Here is a 17,123-nt window from a genome sequence, read left to right as displayed (position 1 = left end):
AACGGCTTCCCCAAACAACTGAGACACTGCAGTTTCGATACGGCAGTGAGAGAGCGATGGTCCAACCTCTTGCCAATCTCCCCCCTTGTGGGGGAGATGTCCGGCAGGACAGAGGGGGGTAACCCGCGCGTTGAGCCATCTTATCCCTCACCCCATCTTCCCCGGATTGAATATTCCCGCCGGATCGAACTTTTCCTTCACCCGCCGCGACAGCATCGCCACCGCTTCGGGCTCCGGATGAAATGCCGCAGTTGCCGCCCTCGCCTCGTCTGAGGCGCGGATCAGCGTCGCATGGCCGCCGCCGAGCACCTTGATAAAGCGGCGTACGAGCTCGGCTTCGGGGCCTGCTTCCATCCTCATCCAGACGAGACCGCCCTGCCAATCGTAGAAGGCGTCGACGCCGGCTTCCAGGCGGAGTGCGGCGACGAGCTGATGACCGGTGCCGGGGGCGACCGAGACGCGCCAAACCGGCCGCGCCGTGCCGTCGGCATAGGGTAGTACGTCACGAATTTCCCGCCAGAGCCTGCGGCTTTCCGGCTCATCCAGCCGCGTCACGGTGGCAAAGGCCGACATCGCCGCCGCAAGTTTTTCGACGCGCACCGCGACCGAAGCGGCAAGGCCCTCGATGCGCAGAACCGTCGCCTCGCCCTCGGGCATGTTGCCGGCAAGGAATTTCCAAGTCACCGTCAGCGGCAGATGGGCGGCACTGGAGACTTCGAGCGGCAGCGCCATCGCCGCCGCCATGGCGTTTGCCGCCTCGGCGTCATTGAGGCCTGACAGAACCACCGTCTGCTCTGTCTTTGCAGACGGCGGCACCCGGAACGTGACTTCGGTGAGAAAACCGAGCGTGCCGTGCGAGCCGGCGATCAACTTGACGAGGTCGAGGCCGGTGACATTCTTCATCACCCGGCCGCCAGCCCTGATGATCTCGCCCCTGCCGTTGACGAAGCGCACGCCGAGCAGGCTGTCGCGGGCAGCCCCCGCAACCAGACGGCGCGGGCCGGAGACATTGGCGGCAAAGACGCCGCCGATGGTCGGCTCGCCTGAAGTTCCCATGACCGGGCGATGATCCATCGGTTCGAAGGCGAGCATCTGGCCGCTCTGCGAAAGCGCCGCCTCGACCTCGGCAAGCGGCGTGCCCGAGCGGGCGGTCATGACCATCTCTCCGGGATTATAGGCGACGATGCCGGCAAGCCCGGTCGAGCGCAACCGGTCTTCTGATGCAACGGCATTGCCGAAGCCGGCGCGGCTATTGCCGCCGCAGATGGCAAGCGGCCGGCCGCGCTCAGCATGATCGCGGACGAGCGCAGCCGCCTCTTCCTCGCTTGCGGGCATCAGATCGATCATGCGGCGGGGCGCCCTTCCAACGGGAAGACCTTCGAAGGATTGAGGAGCCAGCCGGGATCGAAGGCGGCGCGCACCGCCATCTGCTGGGCGAGATCGGCCTCTGAATATTGGTGGCGCATCAGGTCTCGTTTTTCGATGCCGACGCCATGCTCGCCGGTGAGGCAGCCGCCGGCATCGACGCAGAGCTTGAGGATATCGTTGCCGGCGGCTTCGGCGCGGGCAGCATCCTCGGGATCGTTGGCATTGAAGAGGATCAGCGGATGCATGTTACCGTCACCGGCATGGAAGACGTTGGCGACCCGCAGGCCGTAATGATCGATGATCTCGGCCGTCTTCTTCAGCACGTGGGAAAGCTGGCTGAGCGGCACCGTGCCGTCCATGCAGATATAATCGGCGATGCGGCCGGTGGCGCCGAATGCGGATTTGCGCCCCTTCCAGATCAGCGCCGCCTCGGTGGCCGACTGGCATTCGCGCACGGTCTTTACAGCGTGGCGGTGGGCGATGTCGACGATGTCCGTCAGCGTGGCGTCCATTTCCGCTTCCGAACCCTCGACTTCGACGATCAGCAGCGCGCCAACATCGAGGGGATAGCCGGCATGGGCGAAGGCTTCGCAGATCTCGATTGCCGGCTTGTCCATGAATTCGATGGCAACCGGGATGATGCCGGCGGCGATGACATCGGCAACGCAGGCGCCGGCCTCTTCCGAGCTTTCGAAGCCGAAGAGCACGGGGCGAGCGCCTTCCGGCTTGGCGATCAGCCGCACGGTCGCCTCGGTGACGATGCCGAGCTGGCCTTCGTGGCCGCAGACGAGGCCGAGAAGGTCGTAACCCGCCGCGTCCAGCGCCTTGCCGCCGAGCTCGATCACTGTGCCGTCGACCAGCACCATCCTGACGCCGAGCAGATTGTTGGTGGTGACGCCGTATTTCAGGCAGTGGGCGCCGCCGGAATTCATGCCGATATTGCCGCCGATGGTACAGGCGAGCTGCGAGCTCGGATCGGGCGCATAGAAAAACCCGTCCGCGGCGACGGATTCGGAGATGTTGAGATTGGTGACGCCGGCCTGAACGACGGCGGCGCGGTTCGGCAGATCGATGTCGAGAATGCGGTTCATCTTCGACAGGCCGAGGACGACAGCATCTTCCTGCGGAATGGCGCCGCCGGAGAGCGAAGTGCCGGCGCCGCGGGGCACGACGGGAACGCCGTAACGGTGGCAATAACGCATGACGGCCGAGACCTCGGCCGTGGTGCGCGGCAGCGCTACGGCGAGCGGCAGGCGACGATAGGAAACGAAGGCGTCGGTCTCGAACGGCACCAGCTCGCGCGCCTCATGAACCAGGCACTCCGGCGGCAGCATATCGGCTAAATCGGCAACGATCCGGGCGCGGCGCGCCAGCACGTCGGCGCGCGGGGCGAGAAACGGAATGGCGTCGGACATGGTGTTCTCCCTGGCCCGGACGACGGGAAATCATAGCCGGAAATGAAAAGGCCGGACGGCGCCGCCAGCCCCTGCCGCCGATGAACCGGCTTAGCACTTTCCCGAAAATGGCGCAAATGCTAAGCACTTATGCCAAAAGTGGAAAAAGTCTGAAGGCCTTATGACCAATCTCGGCGATCTCGAAATCTTTGCCAAGGTCGTTTCGACTGGAAGCATGTCGCTTGCGGGGCGGGCGCTCGGCTTTTCGCCCGCGGTGGTCTCCAAGCGGATCAAGCGGTTGGAGGACCGGCTCGGTACGCGGCTTCTGCAGCGTACGACGCGGCAGATCTCGCTGACGGAAGCCGGACAGGGCTTCTACGACCGCGTTCTCGGCATTCTCGCCGGACTGGAGGAGGCGGAATCCTACATTTCCGGGCGCTCGGCGCAGATGCACGGCACGCTGAAGATCTCGGCTCCGACCTCCTTCGGTCGCATGCATATCGCGCCGCATCTGAAGACGTTCATGAAGGAGTACCCGGAGCTTGCGGTCAACCTGGTGCTGACCGACGAACTCAGCGACATCGTCGGCGGCGGTTTCGATCTGGCGATCCGGATTGCCGAACTCACCGATTCCAGCCTCGTCGCCCGACGGCTGGCGGCGGTGCGCCGGCTGCTCTGCGCATCGCCGGATTACCTGGCGGCGCATGGTGAGCCTTTGCATATCGATGATCTGAAATACCATCGCTGTCTGCCGGCGCACAATAACGACACCTGGCGGCTGAATGGTCCGGAGGGAGCCCTCAGCCTGCGGCCGGAAGGCATGCTGATCACCAACTCCAGCGAGGTGATCCGCGAGGCTGTCATCGCGGGGCTCGGGATCGCGCTGCGCTCCACCTGGGATATCGGCGAGGAACTGAAGGCCGGCCGTCTGGTGCAGGTGCTGCCCGCCTATGAGGGCTCGCACAATGTCGCGCTCTCGGCCGTCTACCCTAGCCGCCAATTCCTGCCGGCCAAGGTGCGGCTGTTCATCGACTATCTGACGGAGCTCTACGGACCGGTTCCCTATTGGGAGCGCTGACAGCTCGGCGCCTCTTTTTCCCGCGACGGATCGAGATAGGCGCCGGCGACCATTGCGTCAATGTCGTCTGGCACCGGCACGACGCAGGATTCGGCACCGACCTCGCCTTTGGCGACGTTCGAGGCAGCGGGCGGCCTGGAGCGTGAAGCCGAGATTTATCGACGCGACCGTATTGCCGAGCGGCCGCGGTCTGGCGGAACTTGGCTATATGGCCGCCGCCAAGCACTGGAAGGAGCGCGGGCCGCTCCCTTGAGAGGGAAGGTTTCGATATGATCGGCCTCCTAGAGGTCGATGCCGACGACATGAGGGATGGCTGCGAAAGGCCTCAACCTCGATCTCATGCAGGAAGTGGCCGCCATTCATCAGGACCGCGCCATCCTTTAGGAGCGGCAGATCAGCCTCCATCACGATACCGGGGAAGCCTGTCACGGTAATGAGGAGTATATGCGTCCGAGGTAACGGGAGCTTCAAACAAAATTATCAATGCCACACCGGCGATATTCGGCAATCATATTCGCCCCTTGCCGGACAGCGGGTATGTTAATATCGTCATGGGCCGATAGTGAAATGTCGAGGTTGAAATGGCCATCTCCATTCGAGTCGGCAAAGAATCCGACGCGGAGGCGGCCATCGCAGTGTTGCGCCGGTCTATAACGCAATTATGTAGCGCTGATCACCAAGACGACGACGACGAGATTGCGGGCTGGCTCTCTAATAAGACCGCCGCGTCCTGGGCAGCATGGATAAATCGCGAGGACGCCACAGTTCTGGTCGCGGAACTTACGGGCAACGTTGTCGGGGTCGGCATGATGGATGGACGGGGCGAAATCCTGCTCAATTATGCTCACACTGACGCACGCTTCAAGGGAATAAGCAAGGGGATCTTGCTCGCGCTTGAAGCCCAGGCCCGTGCGCGTGGGATAAAGATGTGCGTCTTGGAAAGCACCCGAACCGCCAAGAAGTTCTACGAGGATAGGGGATACGAGGCAGCGGCGGGCAGTACTCTCCGCCTGTCGAAACGGTTGTAACGGCGGGGAACGGCTGAGCTAGGCATGAGCTGAGTACCGCAGATGTAGGGCAGTTTGGCGGCGCGCTTGGTTTCGGAAGATGATTTCAGACTTGGGCACCATTTCTCAAGTTTGGCTGGATGATTCCGTCTAGCACTCGGGGTGCGTGTCTGCAGCATGCGTATTGACAAGCACATTTGCTGACACTTGCGGAAACGTTGCGACAGCCGTGTCGACCGTGCTTCCGACAACGGTAGACACCGCCATACCGCTGCCGTTCGGCGTAGTCCGGGATCGCGTCCAACTCGCCCTTACAGACCAGCGTCTTCCGTTTATGAAATCCGAATCGGTTCAAATGAGACGCAGCGCTTACAGTGTCGTTCGCTCCTACCGGTATCGACCCTTAAATGTCCTGCTACTCCAACCTCGACACCGACTGCCGGCGCTCGGTGTGGCGATTGGCATGCGACCGGGACATAGCGCATTTCGGCGCAGCTCAGCCGGCCCGAAGCGTCATCAGCAGCGCCACCGTTTTCGGCTCCAGGGGCGCGCGGGCTCGAATTCGGCGGATGTGGCCATTGGCGGCCAGCAGCTGCTGCCGATCCAGTCGGTGCGGGTCGCGGTCTTTGCCAGCATCTCCTCACTGTCGCCCTTCTTCGCCACCTGTCACCGCCACAAAAGCGCAAGGAGCAAGGCCGCGACCGGAGGACGAGCCCTGGTTGGCACATATATAAAAAATCCGAGTGGAACAATTGGCGCCGCCATTGATTAGGGCGCGTGACGGGCTCATATTGTACACCTGTGCAAAATGACGCATTCTAGACAGGACGTGACGGTTTCCTCGAGCCAGCCCCAGCTCGATTTCCCCTATGAACGGCGATTAAACTCCGTTCCGATCGTCCTTTTGGATTGCGTTAGCTTTCCATGATATATGTATATGAGTGATTCCTAACAACGACTGTAAAGGTGATCCGACAATTGACTCTTTTCGCCCGATTGGCATCCGATGTGCAACTGATGTTCCGGCGACCGCCGCGACAGCAATATGGTGCGCTCTGCTACCGGGTGAAGAAGAAGAGCGGTGATGTCGAGGTCCTCCTGATGACGAGCCGCGACACCGGCCGCTGGGTCATTCCCAAGGGCTGGCCGATGAACGGGAAGTGCGCCCATGAGGTCGCCGCGCAGGAAGCCCTCGAAGAAGCCGGCGTACGCGGCTCGACCGAGGCGGAAACGCTCGGCTCCTACACCTACCCGAAAGTGTTGCGCGACGGGGTGCAGGTGGTCTGCAAAGTGCAGGTCTATGCACTCGAAGTCACCGACATGGCGAAGAATTTCAAGGAGAAGGGCGAGCGCACTATCGAATGGGTCTCGTTCGACGAGGCCGCAGGCCGCGTGCGCGAACCGGAGCTAGGCAAACTTTTCCTCGCCTTCAAGCAAAAGATGACCGACAGGCTTTCGGCCAAACAGGCGGAGCAAATTCCGGCGGCCAAACAAATTCCGGCGGAATGAATCCTGCCATCTTGCACTGCTAGGAAAGCAGCGTAGAAGCAGATTCATCCCTCAGGAAAAAGAATGCCGCCACGTCCCGCAGTTCTTACGAAACGCACGCTCGACAAGGACCTCGATAAGATCACCTATGTCGAGGACGCGGCAAAGCATGTGTCGCGACGGCTGGTGGCGCCCGGTCTCGGGCTGATTTTCGTCGGCTTGGTCATGCTCTTTGCAGGCGTCTACGTGTTCGACCGGCCGGGTGCCGTGCTCGTCGTGGCGGCAGCGGCCCTTGCCGGTTACATGGCGCTGAATATCGGCGCCAACGACGTGACCAACAATGTCGGTGCGGCCGTCGGTGCACGCGCCATGACGATGGGACAGGCGCTTGTTATCGCCGCGACTTTCGAGGTCTTGGGCGCCACGATAGGCGGCGGCGAAGTGGTCAAGACGATTTCCACCGGCATCGTCGACGCCGCCCAGGTGCCGCCGGCAGTAGTTGGCTGGATCATGATGGCGGCGCTGACCGCAGCGGCCCTCTGGATCAACCTTGCCACCTGGATGAAAGCGCCGGTTTCCACCACCCATGCGATCGTCGGCGCGGTAATCGGCGCCGGCATCTCAGCCGTCGGGCCGGAGCCGGTGAACTGGCGGGTGATGCTGGAGATCACCTCGAGCTGGATCACCTCGCCGCTGATCGGCGGACTGATCGCGGCCGGGCTGCTCTATCTCGTCAAGACCCTGATCATCTATCGCGACGATAAGATCGAGGCGGCGCGGCGCTGGGTGCCGGTCCTTGTCGGGATGATGGCGGGCAGCTTCATGGCCTATATGGTGCTGCAACTGTCGCCAATCGGCCGGTTTCCATCCCTCACCATCATCCTGATCGGCATCGGCATCGGGCTGGTGAGTTGGCTTGCCGCCCGGCCGCTGGTTCTCGCCCAGGCGCGGGATCTCGAAAACCGCAACAGTTCGCTGCGGGTGCTGTTCCGGCTGCCGCTGATCTGCTCGGCCGCACTGCTTTCCTTTGCCCACGGCGCAAACGACGTGTCGAACGCGGTCGGGCCGCTGTCAGCGATCGTCCATTCGGTCGGCATCGGCGGCGACGGCGGCGTCGGCCACCCGCTCCTCTGGGTGATGCTGATCGGCGCTTTCGGCATCTCCGTCGGCCTGCTGCTCTTTGGGCCGCGGCTCATCCGCCTCGTCGGCGAGGAAATCACCAAGCTCAACCCGATGCGCGCCTATTGCGTTGCGCTGTCGACCGCTCTCACCGTCATCGTCGCCTCATGGCTCGGCCTGCCGGTCAGCACCACGCACATCGCGGTCGGGGCGGTCTTCGGCGTCGGTTTCTTCCGTGAATGGTACACCCGCCATTCCAAGCGCCGCGTCGCCTATATCAGGAGCAAGGCCGAGAGCTTCGATATCGACGAACCGGAGGAGCCCAATATCCACGAGACGCGGCGACGCTATCTCGTGCGCCGCTCGCATTTCATGACGATCATCGCCGCCTGGATCGTCACCGTGCCGGCCTCGGCAGCGCTTGCGGGGATGATTTATTGGGTTATGTTCGCGCTCTTCGTTTGAGATCCCGAGTTTTTTCCAATGCGCGCCAATTTCCGCATGCAACGGCTTTTCGTCGACGCGCCGCTTTCAAGCGGCGCCGTCGTCGAGGCGAATGCCGACCAGTTCAACTATCTCGCCAACGTGCTGAGGATGGAGGATGGCACAGACATCCTGCTCTTCAACGGCCGCGACGGTGAGTGGCGGGCGGCGCTGTCCTTCCCGACACGCAAACGCATCCTGCTGACGGCAACCGAAGAGACGCGGCCGCAGCCGGCGCCCTCAGACCTGCATTATCTCTTTGCCCCGCTCAAGGTCGGCCGCATGGATTATCTCGTGCAGAAAGCGGTCGAAATGGGAGCCGGCCTGCTGCAGCCTGTTATGACCCAGCATGTGCAGGGCAGGATCACCAATCTCGACAAGCTTCGCGCCAATGTGGTCGAGGCGGCCGAGCAATGCGGCATTCTCGACATCCCCGATGTGGCCGAGCCGGTGAAGCTTTCCGACCTGCTGGAACGCTGGCCGAAGGAGCGGCGCATCATCTATTGCGACGAGAGCGATGCCGGGCAGAACCCGCTGCCGGTGCTGTCAGCGATCAGGGAAAAACATCTTGCTCTGCTCGTCGGGCCGGAGGGCGGCTTTTCGGAGGACGAACGGGCGCGGCTTCGAAGCCTCGATTTCGTCACCGCAATTCCGCTTGGGCCGCGCATCCTCAGGGCCGATACGGCAGCGGTCGCGGCGCTGGCGGTGGTCCAGGCGGCGATCGGCGACTGGAGCTGACACCGAAAACGAGTGGACATGGAAATTGTTCCTATTTTTTTGATGCGTCATTGAAAGAATTTCACTTGCAACATACGTGGCTTGGGTCCTAATCAGCCTTCCAGCTGCCCGGCCCCTGGGCGCCTTTTCGAATACAGGTACCCCGCATGGCCCGCGACACCACCGACCAGACACCGCTCTCTTCGGTTCAGGATCTGACCGATTACATCGCCGCGGGCAACAAGCCGCGGGAGCGCTTCCGGATCGGCACCGAACATGAGAAGTTCGCCTTCTTCCGCGCCGACAACAGCCCGGTTCCCTATTTCGGCGACGCCAGCATTTCGGCCCTGCTTACCGGCCTGCAGGCGAAAAGCGGCTGGGAACCGATCATGGACGGCGGCAACATCATCGGCCTGGCCGAGCAGAGCGGCATGGGTGCGATCTCGATCGAGCCGGGCGGCCAGTTTGAACTCTCCGGCGCACCGCTCGAAACGCTCCACGAAACCTGCCGGGAATCGAACCAGCACCTAGCGACCCTGCGCGAGATCGCCGAGCCGATGGGCATCCGCTTCCTCGGGATCGGCGGCAGCCCGAAATGGACCTATGCGCAAACCCCGCAAATGCCGAAATCGCGCTACGAGATCATGACCCGCTACATGCCGAAGGTCGGCACCAAGGGTCTCGACATGATGTACCGCACCTGCACGATCCAGGTGAACCTCGACTTCTCCTCCGAAGCCGACATGCGCCAGAAGATGCGCGTCTCGATGAAGCTGCAATCGCTGGCGACCGCGCTCTTTGCATCCTCACCCTTCACCGAAGGCAAGCCGAACGGACTGCTGTCCTGGCGCGGCGATATCTGGCGCGATGTCGACAACCGGCGCGCCGGCCTGCTCGACTTCACCTTCCGCGACGATTTCGGTTTCCGTGACTATGTCGAATGGGCGCTCGACGTGCCGATGTATTTCATCGTCCGGGACGGGCGCTATCACGACTGTACCCATGTCACCTTCCGCCAATTTATGAACGGCGCATTGAAGGGCGAAGTCGCCGATGCGGCGCCGACGATGGGGGACTGGACGAACCATCTTTCCACGCTCTTCCCGGACGTGCGGATGAAACGCTTCCTCGAAATGCGCGGCGCCGACGGCGGCCCGTGGCGGCGCATCTGTGCGTTGCCGGCTTTCTGGGTCGGCCTGCTCTACGACGATGCAGCCCTTCAGGCCGCCGACGAGCTGACGAAGGATTGGAGCTTTGCCGAGGTTGGCGCCCTGCGCAATGCCGTTCCGGCGCAAGGGTTGAAGGCCGCGTTTCGCGGGGATGCGCTGCTCGAGGTGGCGCGCGAGGTAGTCGGCATCTCAAGGGCCGGGCTCAAGGCGCGCGGCAGGCTCAACCGCGAAGGCCAGGACGAGAGCATCTTCCTCGCGCCGCTCGACGAAGTGCTCGCGAAGAAGGCGACACTCGCCGAGGACCTGCTGTCGCTTTATCACGGCCGCTGGAACGGCTCCGTCGAACCGGTCTTCGAGGACTATCAGTACTGAGCCTGCCCCTGGTTGTCTCCGGTCCGGAAATCCGCTCGGCACTTTCGCTGGCATTGCTTTAAGTTCTTATGGCAAAAAGCCGTTTGCACATTACCGTTTCCGGATATAGTGGCGTGACACGCGTCACGACTCGGGGAAAGGGACCTCCATGCTGCCACTCTTCGACATGATGATGCAGGCGCAGAACGGCGCGGCGATGGATGCAATCGCCCGGCAATTCAACCTGGCGCAGGAACAGGCGACCAAGGCGATGGCGGCGCTGATGCCGGCTTTTTCCGCCGGCCTGAAACGCAGCACCAGCAATCCTTATGATTTCGTCGGGCTGATGCAGGCCGTCGCTTCCGGCAACTATGCTCGATATTTCGAGGATATGAGCCGAGCCTTTACGCCAGAGGGCATTTCCGACGGCAACAACATCCTTGCTCAGCTCTTCGGCTCCAAAGAGGTTTCGCGGGCTGTCGCCGCCCAGGCGGCACAGATGACAGGGATCGGACAGGACATCTACAAGCAGATGCTGCCGGTGCTCGCCGACACGCTGATGGGCGGGCTCTTCAAGCAGACGACCGGCCAGATGGCCTCTCCGGTCAACCCCTTCGTCAATACGCCGATGGGCGAGAGCATTCAGAAATGGCTGGAGAGCACCGGCTTTGCGCCGAAACCAAAAGCCGCCTCGGAACCCAATATTTTCGACAATCCGTTCACACAGGCGATGCAGCTGATGTTTTCGATGCCGAAACAGCAACCGACGCCTGCCCCGAACCCGTTTCTCGACAATCCCTTCGCCAAGGCTTTCCAGGAGATGATGGCAGGGCTCGGCCAGCAGTCGGCGGCCCAGCAGCCGACTGCGAAGACGCCGGAACCGCCGAAGGAAGAGGCGAAGGTCAATACCGAGCGCTACACTGAAATGCTGAACGCCATGTTCGACAGCGGGCTCGAAGTGCAGAAGAGCTATCAGAGGAATCTGGAGGCGATTTTCGAAACCTACCGTCCGAAGTCCTCCTCTGACACTTAAAGCGCGTCGCCTCAAACGTGTTTCATGCGACGCGCTTTCGTTCTTTGTTTACGCATGTCGTTATCCCGGAACCGCCGTACACTTCCGGGCGACATGCGGAAGCATAAAAAAACCCGGCGATGGCTTGGGAAAGCCGATCACCGGGTCAAGCGGCAGGGCTATTGGCTATCACCCTGCGGGGAAACTCGACGCCCCTACTCGTCGCAGGAGCGGAAGAACTGCAGGCGCCAGCGATTACGCGCCGAGCGCGTCAGATGTTCCGACGGGTCCTCGAAAAAGGTCGAGGCCAGGAACGCAGAGGTCAGATCGGCCCTCGTGAGGCCGATATCCCTCAGCTGAGTATCGTTCAGATCGTGCAGCGCGTTGACCTCCATGCGATTGCGGAACCCGCGAAAGAGAGAGGCCAACGGTGCGAGACCTGCCGCCAGACGCTGGGAAAACGTCAGGTCCGGCTTACCGCGGTCGAGTTCTAGTGTCCGGTCTGTCATGCGCATTGCACTCTCCTTTCTTTACAGCGCCACGTCTCTTTTCAGACGTGTAAGGGCTGTAATGGTTTGATCTGCGCGCAACACAGCCCACCCCTGCCGCGAGGTCGTGCGGGAAGGAGCATGCTGAATTCCGCTCGGACAGGCAGGGCGCCCGTCCTTCACTTTGCTTGATTTGCATCCCGAAGATGCCAAAGACCTATTGATCAGTCCAACGAATGTTTCTAATGATTATCATCAGCTATCTTTATAGGTGAACCATGTCCGCGCCTCTTGATCTCGACCAGTTGCAGACTTTCATCGCCATCGTCGATTCCGGCAGCTTCACCAAGGCCGCCGACAGGGTCTACAAGACCCAATCCGCCGTATCCATGCAGATGCGCCGTCTCGAAGAGCGCATCGGCAAGCAGCTGTTCATCAAGGATGGCCGCGGCAACCGGCTGACGGTCGAAGGCGAAAAACTGCTCAATTACGCCCGCCGCATCATCCGCCTCAACAATGAGGCAATCGCGGCCTTTGACGACAACAGGCTGGAGGGGACGCTGCGCATCGGCACCCCCGACGATTATGCCGACCGCTATATGCCGGAAATCATCGGCCGCTTTGCCAAGACGCATCCGAATGTCGAGCTCTACATCGTCTGCGAGCCGTCGATGGACCTTGCCGAGCGCATGCACAAGGGCGAACTCGATATCGCGCTCGTCACCCACAATCCGCGCGAGCGCATGTCCGATGTGGTGAGAACCGAGCCGCTCTGCTGGGTCGGTTCGGCCAACCATCCGATCCGCGACGACGCGCCGGTGCCACTTGCCGTCGGCCGGCGTGACTGCCAGTGGCGCCAGCTCGCCTGCTCGGCGCTCGATGCCGTCGGCCGCGAACACCAGATCCTGTTCACCAGCTGGTCGTGCACCGTCGTCGCTGCGGCCGTGCTGGCCGGCATGGCGGTCTCAGTAATGCCGGAATCGGCGCTGCGGACGGGCATGAAGGTGCTGAGCCAGGCCGACGGTTTCCCGGCGCTGCCGCCGGTGCAGATCGGCATCATGAAGCGGCCGGGTGTTTCGATCTCGCTGATGAACGCGATCACCGCCCATATCACCGCCTGCCTCGACAACATCACGCCGGCTGTCATCGACGACAATCTCGAGGCGGACGTCAAATCCGCCCAGGCGCGCTATCCTAGGCTGAAGGCCGCCAATATGGTGCCGAGCTGGTAGAGGCCGCTCAGGCGGCAGTCTGCACGCCTGCGGCGAAAAGAGAAGCGCGGATGACACGTTTCCACTCATCGAGCATGCGCCGCGCGATCGCCTCCTCGCTGACGGCGGCAAGCCGGATGACGGCGCCGATCAGGTGGCTGAAAAGGTAAGTGCGCGCGAACATTTCTTCGTCGCAAAGGTCGGGAGCCAGCCTGCGTACGGCGTCATGAAAGATGCCGGCGACGCGGCCGCTATGCTCGATATTCAGCTGAAGCAGATCCTGATCGGTCTCGGTTCCCATCCAGACGCCGAGATAGACGGGATCGTCGCGATAGGATTCGTAATACCAGTCGATGGTGGCGCAGACGAGATCGAGGGCCTGGTCGAGTGACTGGACGTCGCTGAACATCGCCGCCGTCTTCGCCTGGATCGCCGAAGCATGCTGGTCGAACAGGGCCTTGACGATCGCCGCCTTCTCCGGGAAATATTGGTAAACCGAGCCGATCGGCACCTTGGCGGCGACGGCGAGTTCCGTCATCCGCATGGCGCTGACGCCCTTTCTGGCGATGATCTTTGCGGCGGCGGCGAGGATAAGATCCAGCCTCTGAATGCTGCGCTCCTGCTTCGGCTTTCTGCGTAAGCCGATGCGATCCATGCTTTCCGCACCCATGTCGTTCCCATTCTTATTGTTTCGCGGCGATCTTCTGCCACCAGCGCATCAAGCGGATATGACATGCAGGCCTTCATCAGCGGTAAATGGAAAAGCTCGCATTTTAACGACCGGCAAAGCCGTATGAAATCAGGCTTGTAGCGCGCGCCGCTGAGTTGCAGACGCATCCGACAGCCTTGAATGGTTGCGGAATTCGGCCGGTCCGAAGAGCAATGTCGCCGTCCTTCGGTGAGACGATTTAGAACTTCACCGACAGCGTCGTTTTGACGCCATGCTGCTGCGCATCCTCCGCGACCTGGCCGGAATAGGCGATGCCGAGGCTGGAGCTTGCGCTGAAGTCGAAATCAAGTCCGGCATCGAGGACGAAGGCGTCGGCCGCCAGCGGTACGCCGGCGACGGTAAACCTGTCGCCTCCTGCAAAAGCCATATGCGACAACGGAACGATGTCGCCGGCGGCATGGCGCCAGCCTGCCATGCCACGCAGGGTGGCGCCCACCCCTCCCTGGCCGATATCCATCTCGACATGCAGACCAAGCGTGGTCATGGTCGTATCGGTCGTATCGGTCGTGCGGCCGGCGCTGTGGAGTGCCGCCGCCCCGCCCTCTTCGGTGAACCCTGCCGTGCGAACGCCCACATGGGCGAGATTGACGAAGGGCTCGAAAGAGGCTGCCGCCGTATCGAACCGGTAGCCCAGTTCCGCGAAGGCCTGCAGCGTCCCTGCTCCGTAGCCCGCTTCCAGCCTGTCCTCGAAGCTTCCGATGACGACGCGGCGGCTGGTGTCAATCTCGTGCCAGCTATGAGCAAGGCCGGAGCGAAAAGCGAAATTGCCCCACTCGGTGCCGGCGTAGAGGCCGAGGTGATAATCGTTGCTCGACCCCGACGAGGCGCGATGCCGCGGGTCGAACCCGGAGTTGCTGAAGCCCGCCATCAGGCCGAACCTGATGTCATCATAGGCGGTGTCGACGCCGGCCAGAAACCCGCCGGTCTGGTGGCGGAGCGTCGCGGCATTGCCGTCCGTGGACGCCTCGCTCAGGCCGCCAAAGGCCGTGCTCCAGAACACCGGCATGTCCGAGGCATTGGCGTAAATCAGTTCCGGGCCGCCTGGCGAGAAGGCCTGTCTTGGCGCCACCGCAACGCCCGAATCGCCGAATGCGGACCGCAGCCGTTGGTTGGCGGCCTCACGGACAAAGAGGCTCTGCGAGATCAGCGCCGTCTTGATCGAAGCATGAATTTCACCGGAAAGAGCGTCGAAGCTCGCCTGGACCTCTGTTTCGTCACTGGGCAATCTGACGATCGCATCGTAGATATCGTTGCCGGTTCCGAGATTTTCGGCGGCTTGGGCCGCAGCCATCTGATTGCGCGTCGCAGCCATATCGGCGAAGCTGACATCGTTGCGTGCGATCTCCAGATAGACGTTGTTCGGATCATAGGAGAGGCCGGCTACCAGGAAGGCGTAATTGGACGTCACCGCGCCGAATGTCCCGCTGATCCCGCCGGTCGCCGTCAGGATCGTATAGGTGGAGAAGGGCTTGTAATCGCCATTCATCCCGACATGGGCAACGCTGGCGCCGTTGAGGAAGGCGGTGCCCGTGACCGAGATCAATTCGCTGGCAGTGCTGCCGGGATCCACCTCGACCTCATAGGTGGAACTGGGATCGAAGGTGAGATTGCCGCCGATGGTCAATGTTCCGATGGAGTTGCCGGGTGCAATGGTGACGCCCGCCCCGGCGGTCACCGCACCGATATGACCCGACCCGGCCAGCGTGCCGCCGGTCATCATCAGAATGCCGCCAAGGCTGCCGTTGACGATCAGGCGTCCGTCCGAAATCGTGGTCGTGCCGGTAAAGCCTGAACTGTTGCCGGTCAGACGCAGGGTGCCGGTGCCCAGCATCGTGAAATCGCCGGTGCCGGAGAGTATGCCGCCATAGGTACTGTCGCTCGCCTGATCGAGCGTGAGGTCGGCGCTGCCGATCGCGATCTCGCCGCTGCTTCCGGAAAGCTGCGTCATGGTCAGGTCGAAGCCGCCGAGATCAAGGATGCCGCCGTTGACCGCATAGGCGCCGTTCTGCACGAAAGCGCCGGCGCTGCCTGCCAGCAGCGTCCCCGCCTCGAGCGTCGTCACGCCGGCATAGCTGTTGGTGCCGGAAAGCGTCAGCGTGCCAGTGCCCTGCTTCGTGAGGCCGCCGGTGCCCTGGAGGTCTGCAGCGATGCCGATGGCAAAGCCGTTCGTATCAAGAAAGGCACCGCCTGCGTCGAAGGTTACCTCTCCTGTGCTGAAACCGCCGAGGAAATTTGCCTCATTGCCGGTTGCGCGCAGAATGCCGCCGTCGAAGACGAGGTTCGCGTCACCGGCGCCGCTGTCGACATAACCGGTTTCCAGAACGCCGCGGCCCCCGCCGACGCTGCCGACAAGTTCAACAGTTCCCGCCGCGCCCGAATCGTCGGCAAGGACGACCCCGGCAGCCGAAACCATGCCACCATTCTCGACGGTCACGCTGCCGGACCCAAATATGCCGACATACAGCGCGCCGGAGTTGATCCAGTTCGCGCCCGCGCCGGTCACGCTGACCACGCCTATGCCATCTGTACTGAAGCCGACATAACCTTCACCGGCGGTGACCGAACCACCGTCGGAAATGGTCAGCGCTCCCACGCCCGCCTCGCCGACCGAGACATCGGCGGAATTGCTCCAGAGCGAGTTCGCACCCGTGACGATGACCCCGCCGGAGGCGCTGGAATCATTGCTGATATAGCCGGACGCGCTGTTGACTGTTCCGCCATTGGAAATGATCAGAGTGCCGGCGCCGCTATCGCCGATTACGAGCTCCTGCGAATTCGTCCAGATCGTGCCGCTGCCTGTCACCGTCACCCCGCCGCTGGCGGCGCCGGAGAAATAACCGATATAGCCGTTGACGTTGTCGACAGCGCCGCCATCATCGATGCTGAGCGCGCCGGTGCCATCAAAACCGATGTACAGGTCGCTGGAATTGCTCCAGGTCGAGCCTGTTCCCGTGACCGTCACCGTGCCGCTGGCGCCGAGGTCGATGCCGAGCCCGCCGGTGATATTGCTGACGACGCCACCATTGCGGATGACGAGGGCTGCATCGTCGCCGGTTTGATCGCCTACGGCCAGATGATTGTTGATCGTCCATGGACTCGGTTGCGTGCCGGGGCCAGTGCCGCTTGGGTCGCTCCCATCGACAACCTCGGTATCGTTGCCGCCGATTACCTGCTGCGCCCATCCCGGCTCTGCTGCCAGCGTCACTGCCAGCGCCGCGCTGCTCGCCGATCCTGCAAGTCGCAGCATGGCCATCCGAAGGATTGCCGCCCTGCCTGTCTTCTCGTCCATATTCGCTCGCAAATCGTCCCCACCACTATGCGCTCGCGCAGAAATAGAGGAATCAATTTAAATATTAGTAACCATGTTCCTGAAACTGTTCTTCGTCCGCCGGAAGAACGGTGGGTTACCTTGGCGGTAACATCCATTTTGCCCGCAACTATATTGCTCGCATACGACCAGCGATGCGCCTTTCAGGTCGCGCGGAGGGAAAGTAACCTTTTGAATTGG

At 62.1% G+C, this 17,123-nt stretch carries 13 protein-coding genes and 2 pseudogenes; 8 read left to right on the top strand and 7 right to left on the bottom strand.

Annotated features, from left to right (window positions below; genetic code table 11):
- Nucleotides 1-147 precede the first annotated feature (147 nt).
- Nucleotides 148-1,347 (bottom strand): glycolate oxidase subunit GlcE, encoded by a 1,200-nt coding sequence (glcE, locus tag GA0061105_RS18000; RefSeq protein WP_092751933.1) that lies wholly within the window; start codon nt 1,345-1,347, stop codon nt 148-150.
- Complete coding sequence (locus GA0061105_RS17995) at nt 1,344-2,783, bottom strand: FAD-linked oxidase C-terminal domain-containing protein (RefSeq protein ID WP_092751931.1); 1,440 nt, start codon at nt 2,781-2,783, stop codon at nt 1,344-1,346. The genes glcE and GA0061105_RS17995 overlap by 4 nt, the downstream gene beginning before the upstream one ends.
- A 160-nt stretch (nt 2,784-2,943) precedes the next feature.
- On the opposite strand from GA0061105_RS17995, the gene GA0061105_RS17990 reads away from it, so the two are divergent.
- Nucleotides 2,944-3,840: a LysR family transcriptional regulator gene (locus tag GA0061105_RS17990; RefSeq protein WP_092751929.1), complete on the top strand. Its 897-nt coding sequence runs from the start codon at nt 2,944-2,946 to the stop codon at nt 3,838-3,840.
- Here the strand turns inward: GA0061105_RS17990 and GA0061105_RS32455 are convergent.
- Nucleotides 3,825-4,281 (bottom strand): annotated as a pseudogene (locus tag GA0061105_RS32455) (adenosylhomocysteinase); the annotation flags it as partial. The gene GA0061105_RS17990 and the pseudogene GA0061105_RS32455 sit on opposite strands and share 16 nt — an antisense overlap.
- Nucleotides 4,282-4,421: 140 nt before the next feature.
- Between GA0061105_RS32455 and GA0061105_RS17985 the strand changes: the two are divergent.
- A complete protein-coding gene (locus GA0061105_RS17985) occupies nt 4,422-4,868 on the top strand; it encodes a GNAT family N-acetyltransferase (RefSeq protein WP_092751927.1) in 447 nt (148 codons plus the stop codon).
- Nucleotides 4,869-5,346: 478 nt separating this feature from the next.
- Here GA0061105_RS17985 and GA0061105_RS33415 read toward each other — a convergent pair.
- A pseudogene (locus GA0061105_RS33415) lies at nt 5,347-5,480 on the bottom strand (adenosylhomocysteinase); the annotation flags it as partial.
- A gap of 345 nt (nt 5,481-5,825) precedes the next feature.
- On the opposite strand from GA0061105_RS33415, the gene GA0061105_RS17980 reads away from it, so the two are divergent.
- The 5 genes from GA0061105_RS17980 (at nt 5,826) to GA0061105_RS17960 (ending at nt 11,207) form a co-directional block, all read left to right on the top strand.
- A complete protein-coding gene (locus tag GA0061105_RS17980) occupies nt 5,826-6,356 on the top strand; it encodes an NUDIX hydrolase (RefSeq protein ID WP_064693948.1) in 531 nt (176 codons plus the stop codon).
- Between the two features lie 63 nt (nt 6,357-6,419).
- Nucleotides 6,420-7,919, top strand: a complete 1,500-nt coding sequence (locus GA0061105_RS17975) for an inorganic phosphate transporter (protein WP_092751925.1) — start codon at nt 6,420-6,422, stop codon at nt 7,917-7,919.
- An 18-nt stretch (nt 7,920-7,937) separates the two neighbouring features.
- On the top strand, nt 7,938-8,675 hold the full coding sequence (locus GA0061105_RS17970; RefSeq protein ID WP_064693946.1) for a 16S rRNA (uracil(1498)-N(3))-methyltransferase: 738 nt from the start codon (nt 7,938-7,940) through the stop codon (nt 8,673-8,675).
- Nucleotides 8,676-8,821: 146 nt separating this feature from the next.
- Complete coding sequence (locus GA0061105_RS17965; protein WP_092751923.1) at nt 8,822-10,195, top strand: glutamate--cysteine ligase; 1,374 nt, start codon at nt 8,822-8,824, stop codon at nt 10,193-10,195.
- A gap of 148 nt (nt 10,196-10,343) precedes the next feature.
- Nucleotides 10,344-11,207, top strand: a complete 864-nt coding sequence (locus GA0061105_RS17960; RefSeq protein WP_064693944.1) for a DUF937 domain-containing protein — start codon at nt 10,344-10,346, stop codon at nt 11,205-11,207.
- Between the two features lie 194 nt (nt 11,208-11,401).
- On the opposite strand, the gene GA0061105_RS17955 is transcribed toward GA0061105_RS17960, so the two are convergent.
- Nucleotides 11,402-11,701, bottom strand: coding sequence for a YjiS-like domain-containing protein (locus GA0061105_RS17955; protein WP_064693943.1), 300 nt, complete (start codon nt 11,699-11,701; stop codon nt 11,402-11,404).
- Nucleotides 11,702-11,952: 251 nt separating this feature from the next.
- On the opposite strand from GA0061105_RS17955, the gene GA0061105_RS17950 reads away from it, so the two are divergent.
- Nucleotides 11,953-12,906 (top strand): LysR substrate-binding domain-containing protein, encoded by a 954-nt coding sequence (locus GA0061105_RS17950; RefSeq protein WP_064693942.1) that lies wholly within the window; start codon nt 11,953-11,955, stop codon nt 12,904-12,906.
- Between the two features lie 7 nt (nt 12,907-12,913).
- Here GA0061105_RS17950 and GA0061105_RS17945 read toward each other — a convergent pair whose 3' ends face one another.
- Both GA0061105_RS17945 and GA0061105_RS17940 read right to left on the bottom strand, forming a co-directional pair.
- Nucleotides 12,914-13,555 carry a TetR family transcriptional regulator gene (locus GA0061105_RS17945; protein ID WP_064693941.1) on the bottom strand — a complete coding sequence of 214 codons (642 nt, stop codon included), beginning with the start codon at nt 13,553-13,555 and terminating at the stop codon, nt 12,914-12,916.
- Between the two features lie 238 nt (nt 13,556-13,793).
- The gene (locus GA0061105_RS17940) at nt 13,794-16,904 is read right to left on the bottom strand and encodes an autotransporter outer membrane beta-barrel domain-containing protein (protein WP_092751921.1); all 3,111 of its coding nucleotides are present in this window, start codon (nt 16,902-16,904) and stop codon (nt 13,794-13,796) included.
- Between the last annotated feature and the right edge of the window lie 219 nt (nt 16,905-17,123).

It is taken from the genome of Rhizobium aethiopicum, assembly GCF_900094625.1.
In the GTDB taxonomy this organism is placed as follows: domain Bacteria; phylum Pseudomonadota; class Alphaproteobacteria; order Rhizobiales; family Rhizobiaceae; genus Rhizobium; species Rhizobium aethiopicum.
The sequence above is the reverse complement of the archived record's forward strand: the minus strand, read 5'-3'. Positions and strand labels throughout refer to the sequence as shown.

Excerpts from the sequence above, each read along its gene's own strand:
- GA0061105_RS17955 (WP_064693943.1), bottom strand. The coding sequence starts at position 11,701 with ATGCGCATGACAGACCGGACACTAGAACTCGACCGCGGTAAGCCGGAC.
- GA0061105_RS17945 (WP_064693941.1), bottom strand. The coding sequence starts at position 13,555 with ATGGGTGCGGAAAGCATGGATCGCATCGGCTTACGCAGAAAGCCGAAG.
- GA0061105_RS17990 (WP_092751929.1), top strand. The coding sequence starts at position 2,944 with ATGACCAATCTCGGCGATCTCGAAATCTTTGCCAAGGTCGTTTCGACT.
- GA0061105_RS17995 (WP_092751931.1), bottom strand. The coding sequence starts at position 2,783 with ATGTCCGACGCCATTCCGTTTCTCGCCCCGCGCGCCGACGTGCTGGCG.
- glcE (WP_092751933.1), bottom strand. The coding sequence starts at position 1,347 with ATGATCGATCTGATGCCCGCAAGCGAGGAAGAGGCGGCTGCGCTCGTC.
- GA0061105_RS17975 (WP_092751925.1), top strand. The coding sequence starts at position 6,420 with ATGCCGCCACGTCCCGCAGTTCTTACGAAACGCACGCTCGACAAGGAC.
- GA0061105_RS17960 (WP_064693944.1), top strand. The coding sequence starts at position 10,344 with ATGCTGCCACTCTTCGACATGATGATGCAGGCGCAGAACGGCGCGGCG.
- GA0061105_RS17985 (WP_092751927.1), top strand. The coding sequence starts at position 4,422 with ATGGCCATCTCCATTCGAGTCGGCAAAGAATCCGACGCGGAGGCGGCC.
- GA0061105_RS17950 (WP_064693942.1), top strand. The coding sequence starts at position 11,953 with ATGTCCGCGCCTCTTGATCTCGACCAGTTGCAGACTTTCATCGCCATC.
- GA0061105_RS17970 (WP_064693946.1), top strand. The coding sequence starts at position 7,938 with ATGCGCGCCAATTTCCGCATGCAACGGCTTTTCGTCGACGCGCCGCTT.
- GA0061105_RS17940 (WP_092751921.1), bottom strand. The coding sequence starts at position 16,904 with ATGGACGAGAAGACAGGCAGGGCGGCAATCCTTCGGATGGCCATGCTG.
- GA0061105_RS17965 (WP_092751923.1), top strand. The coding sequence starts at position 8,822 with ATGGCCCGCGACACCACCGACCAGACACCGCTCTCTTCGGTTCAGGAT.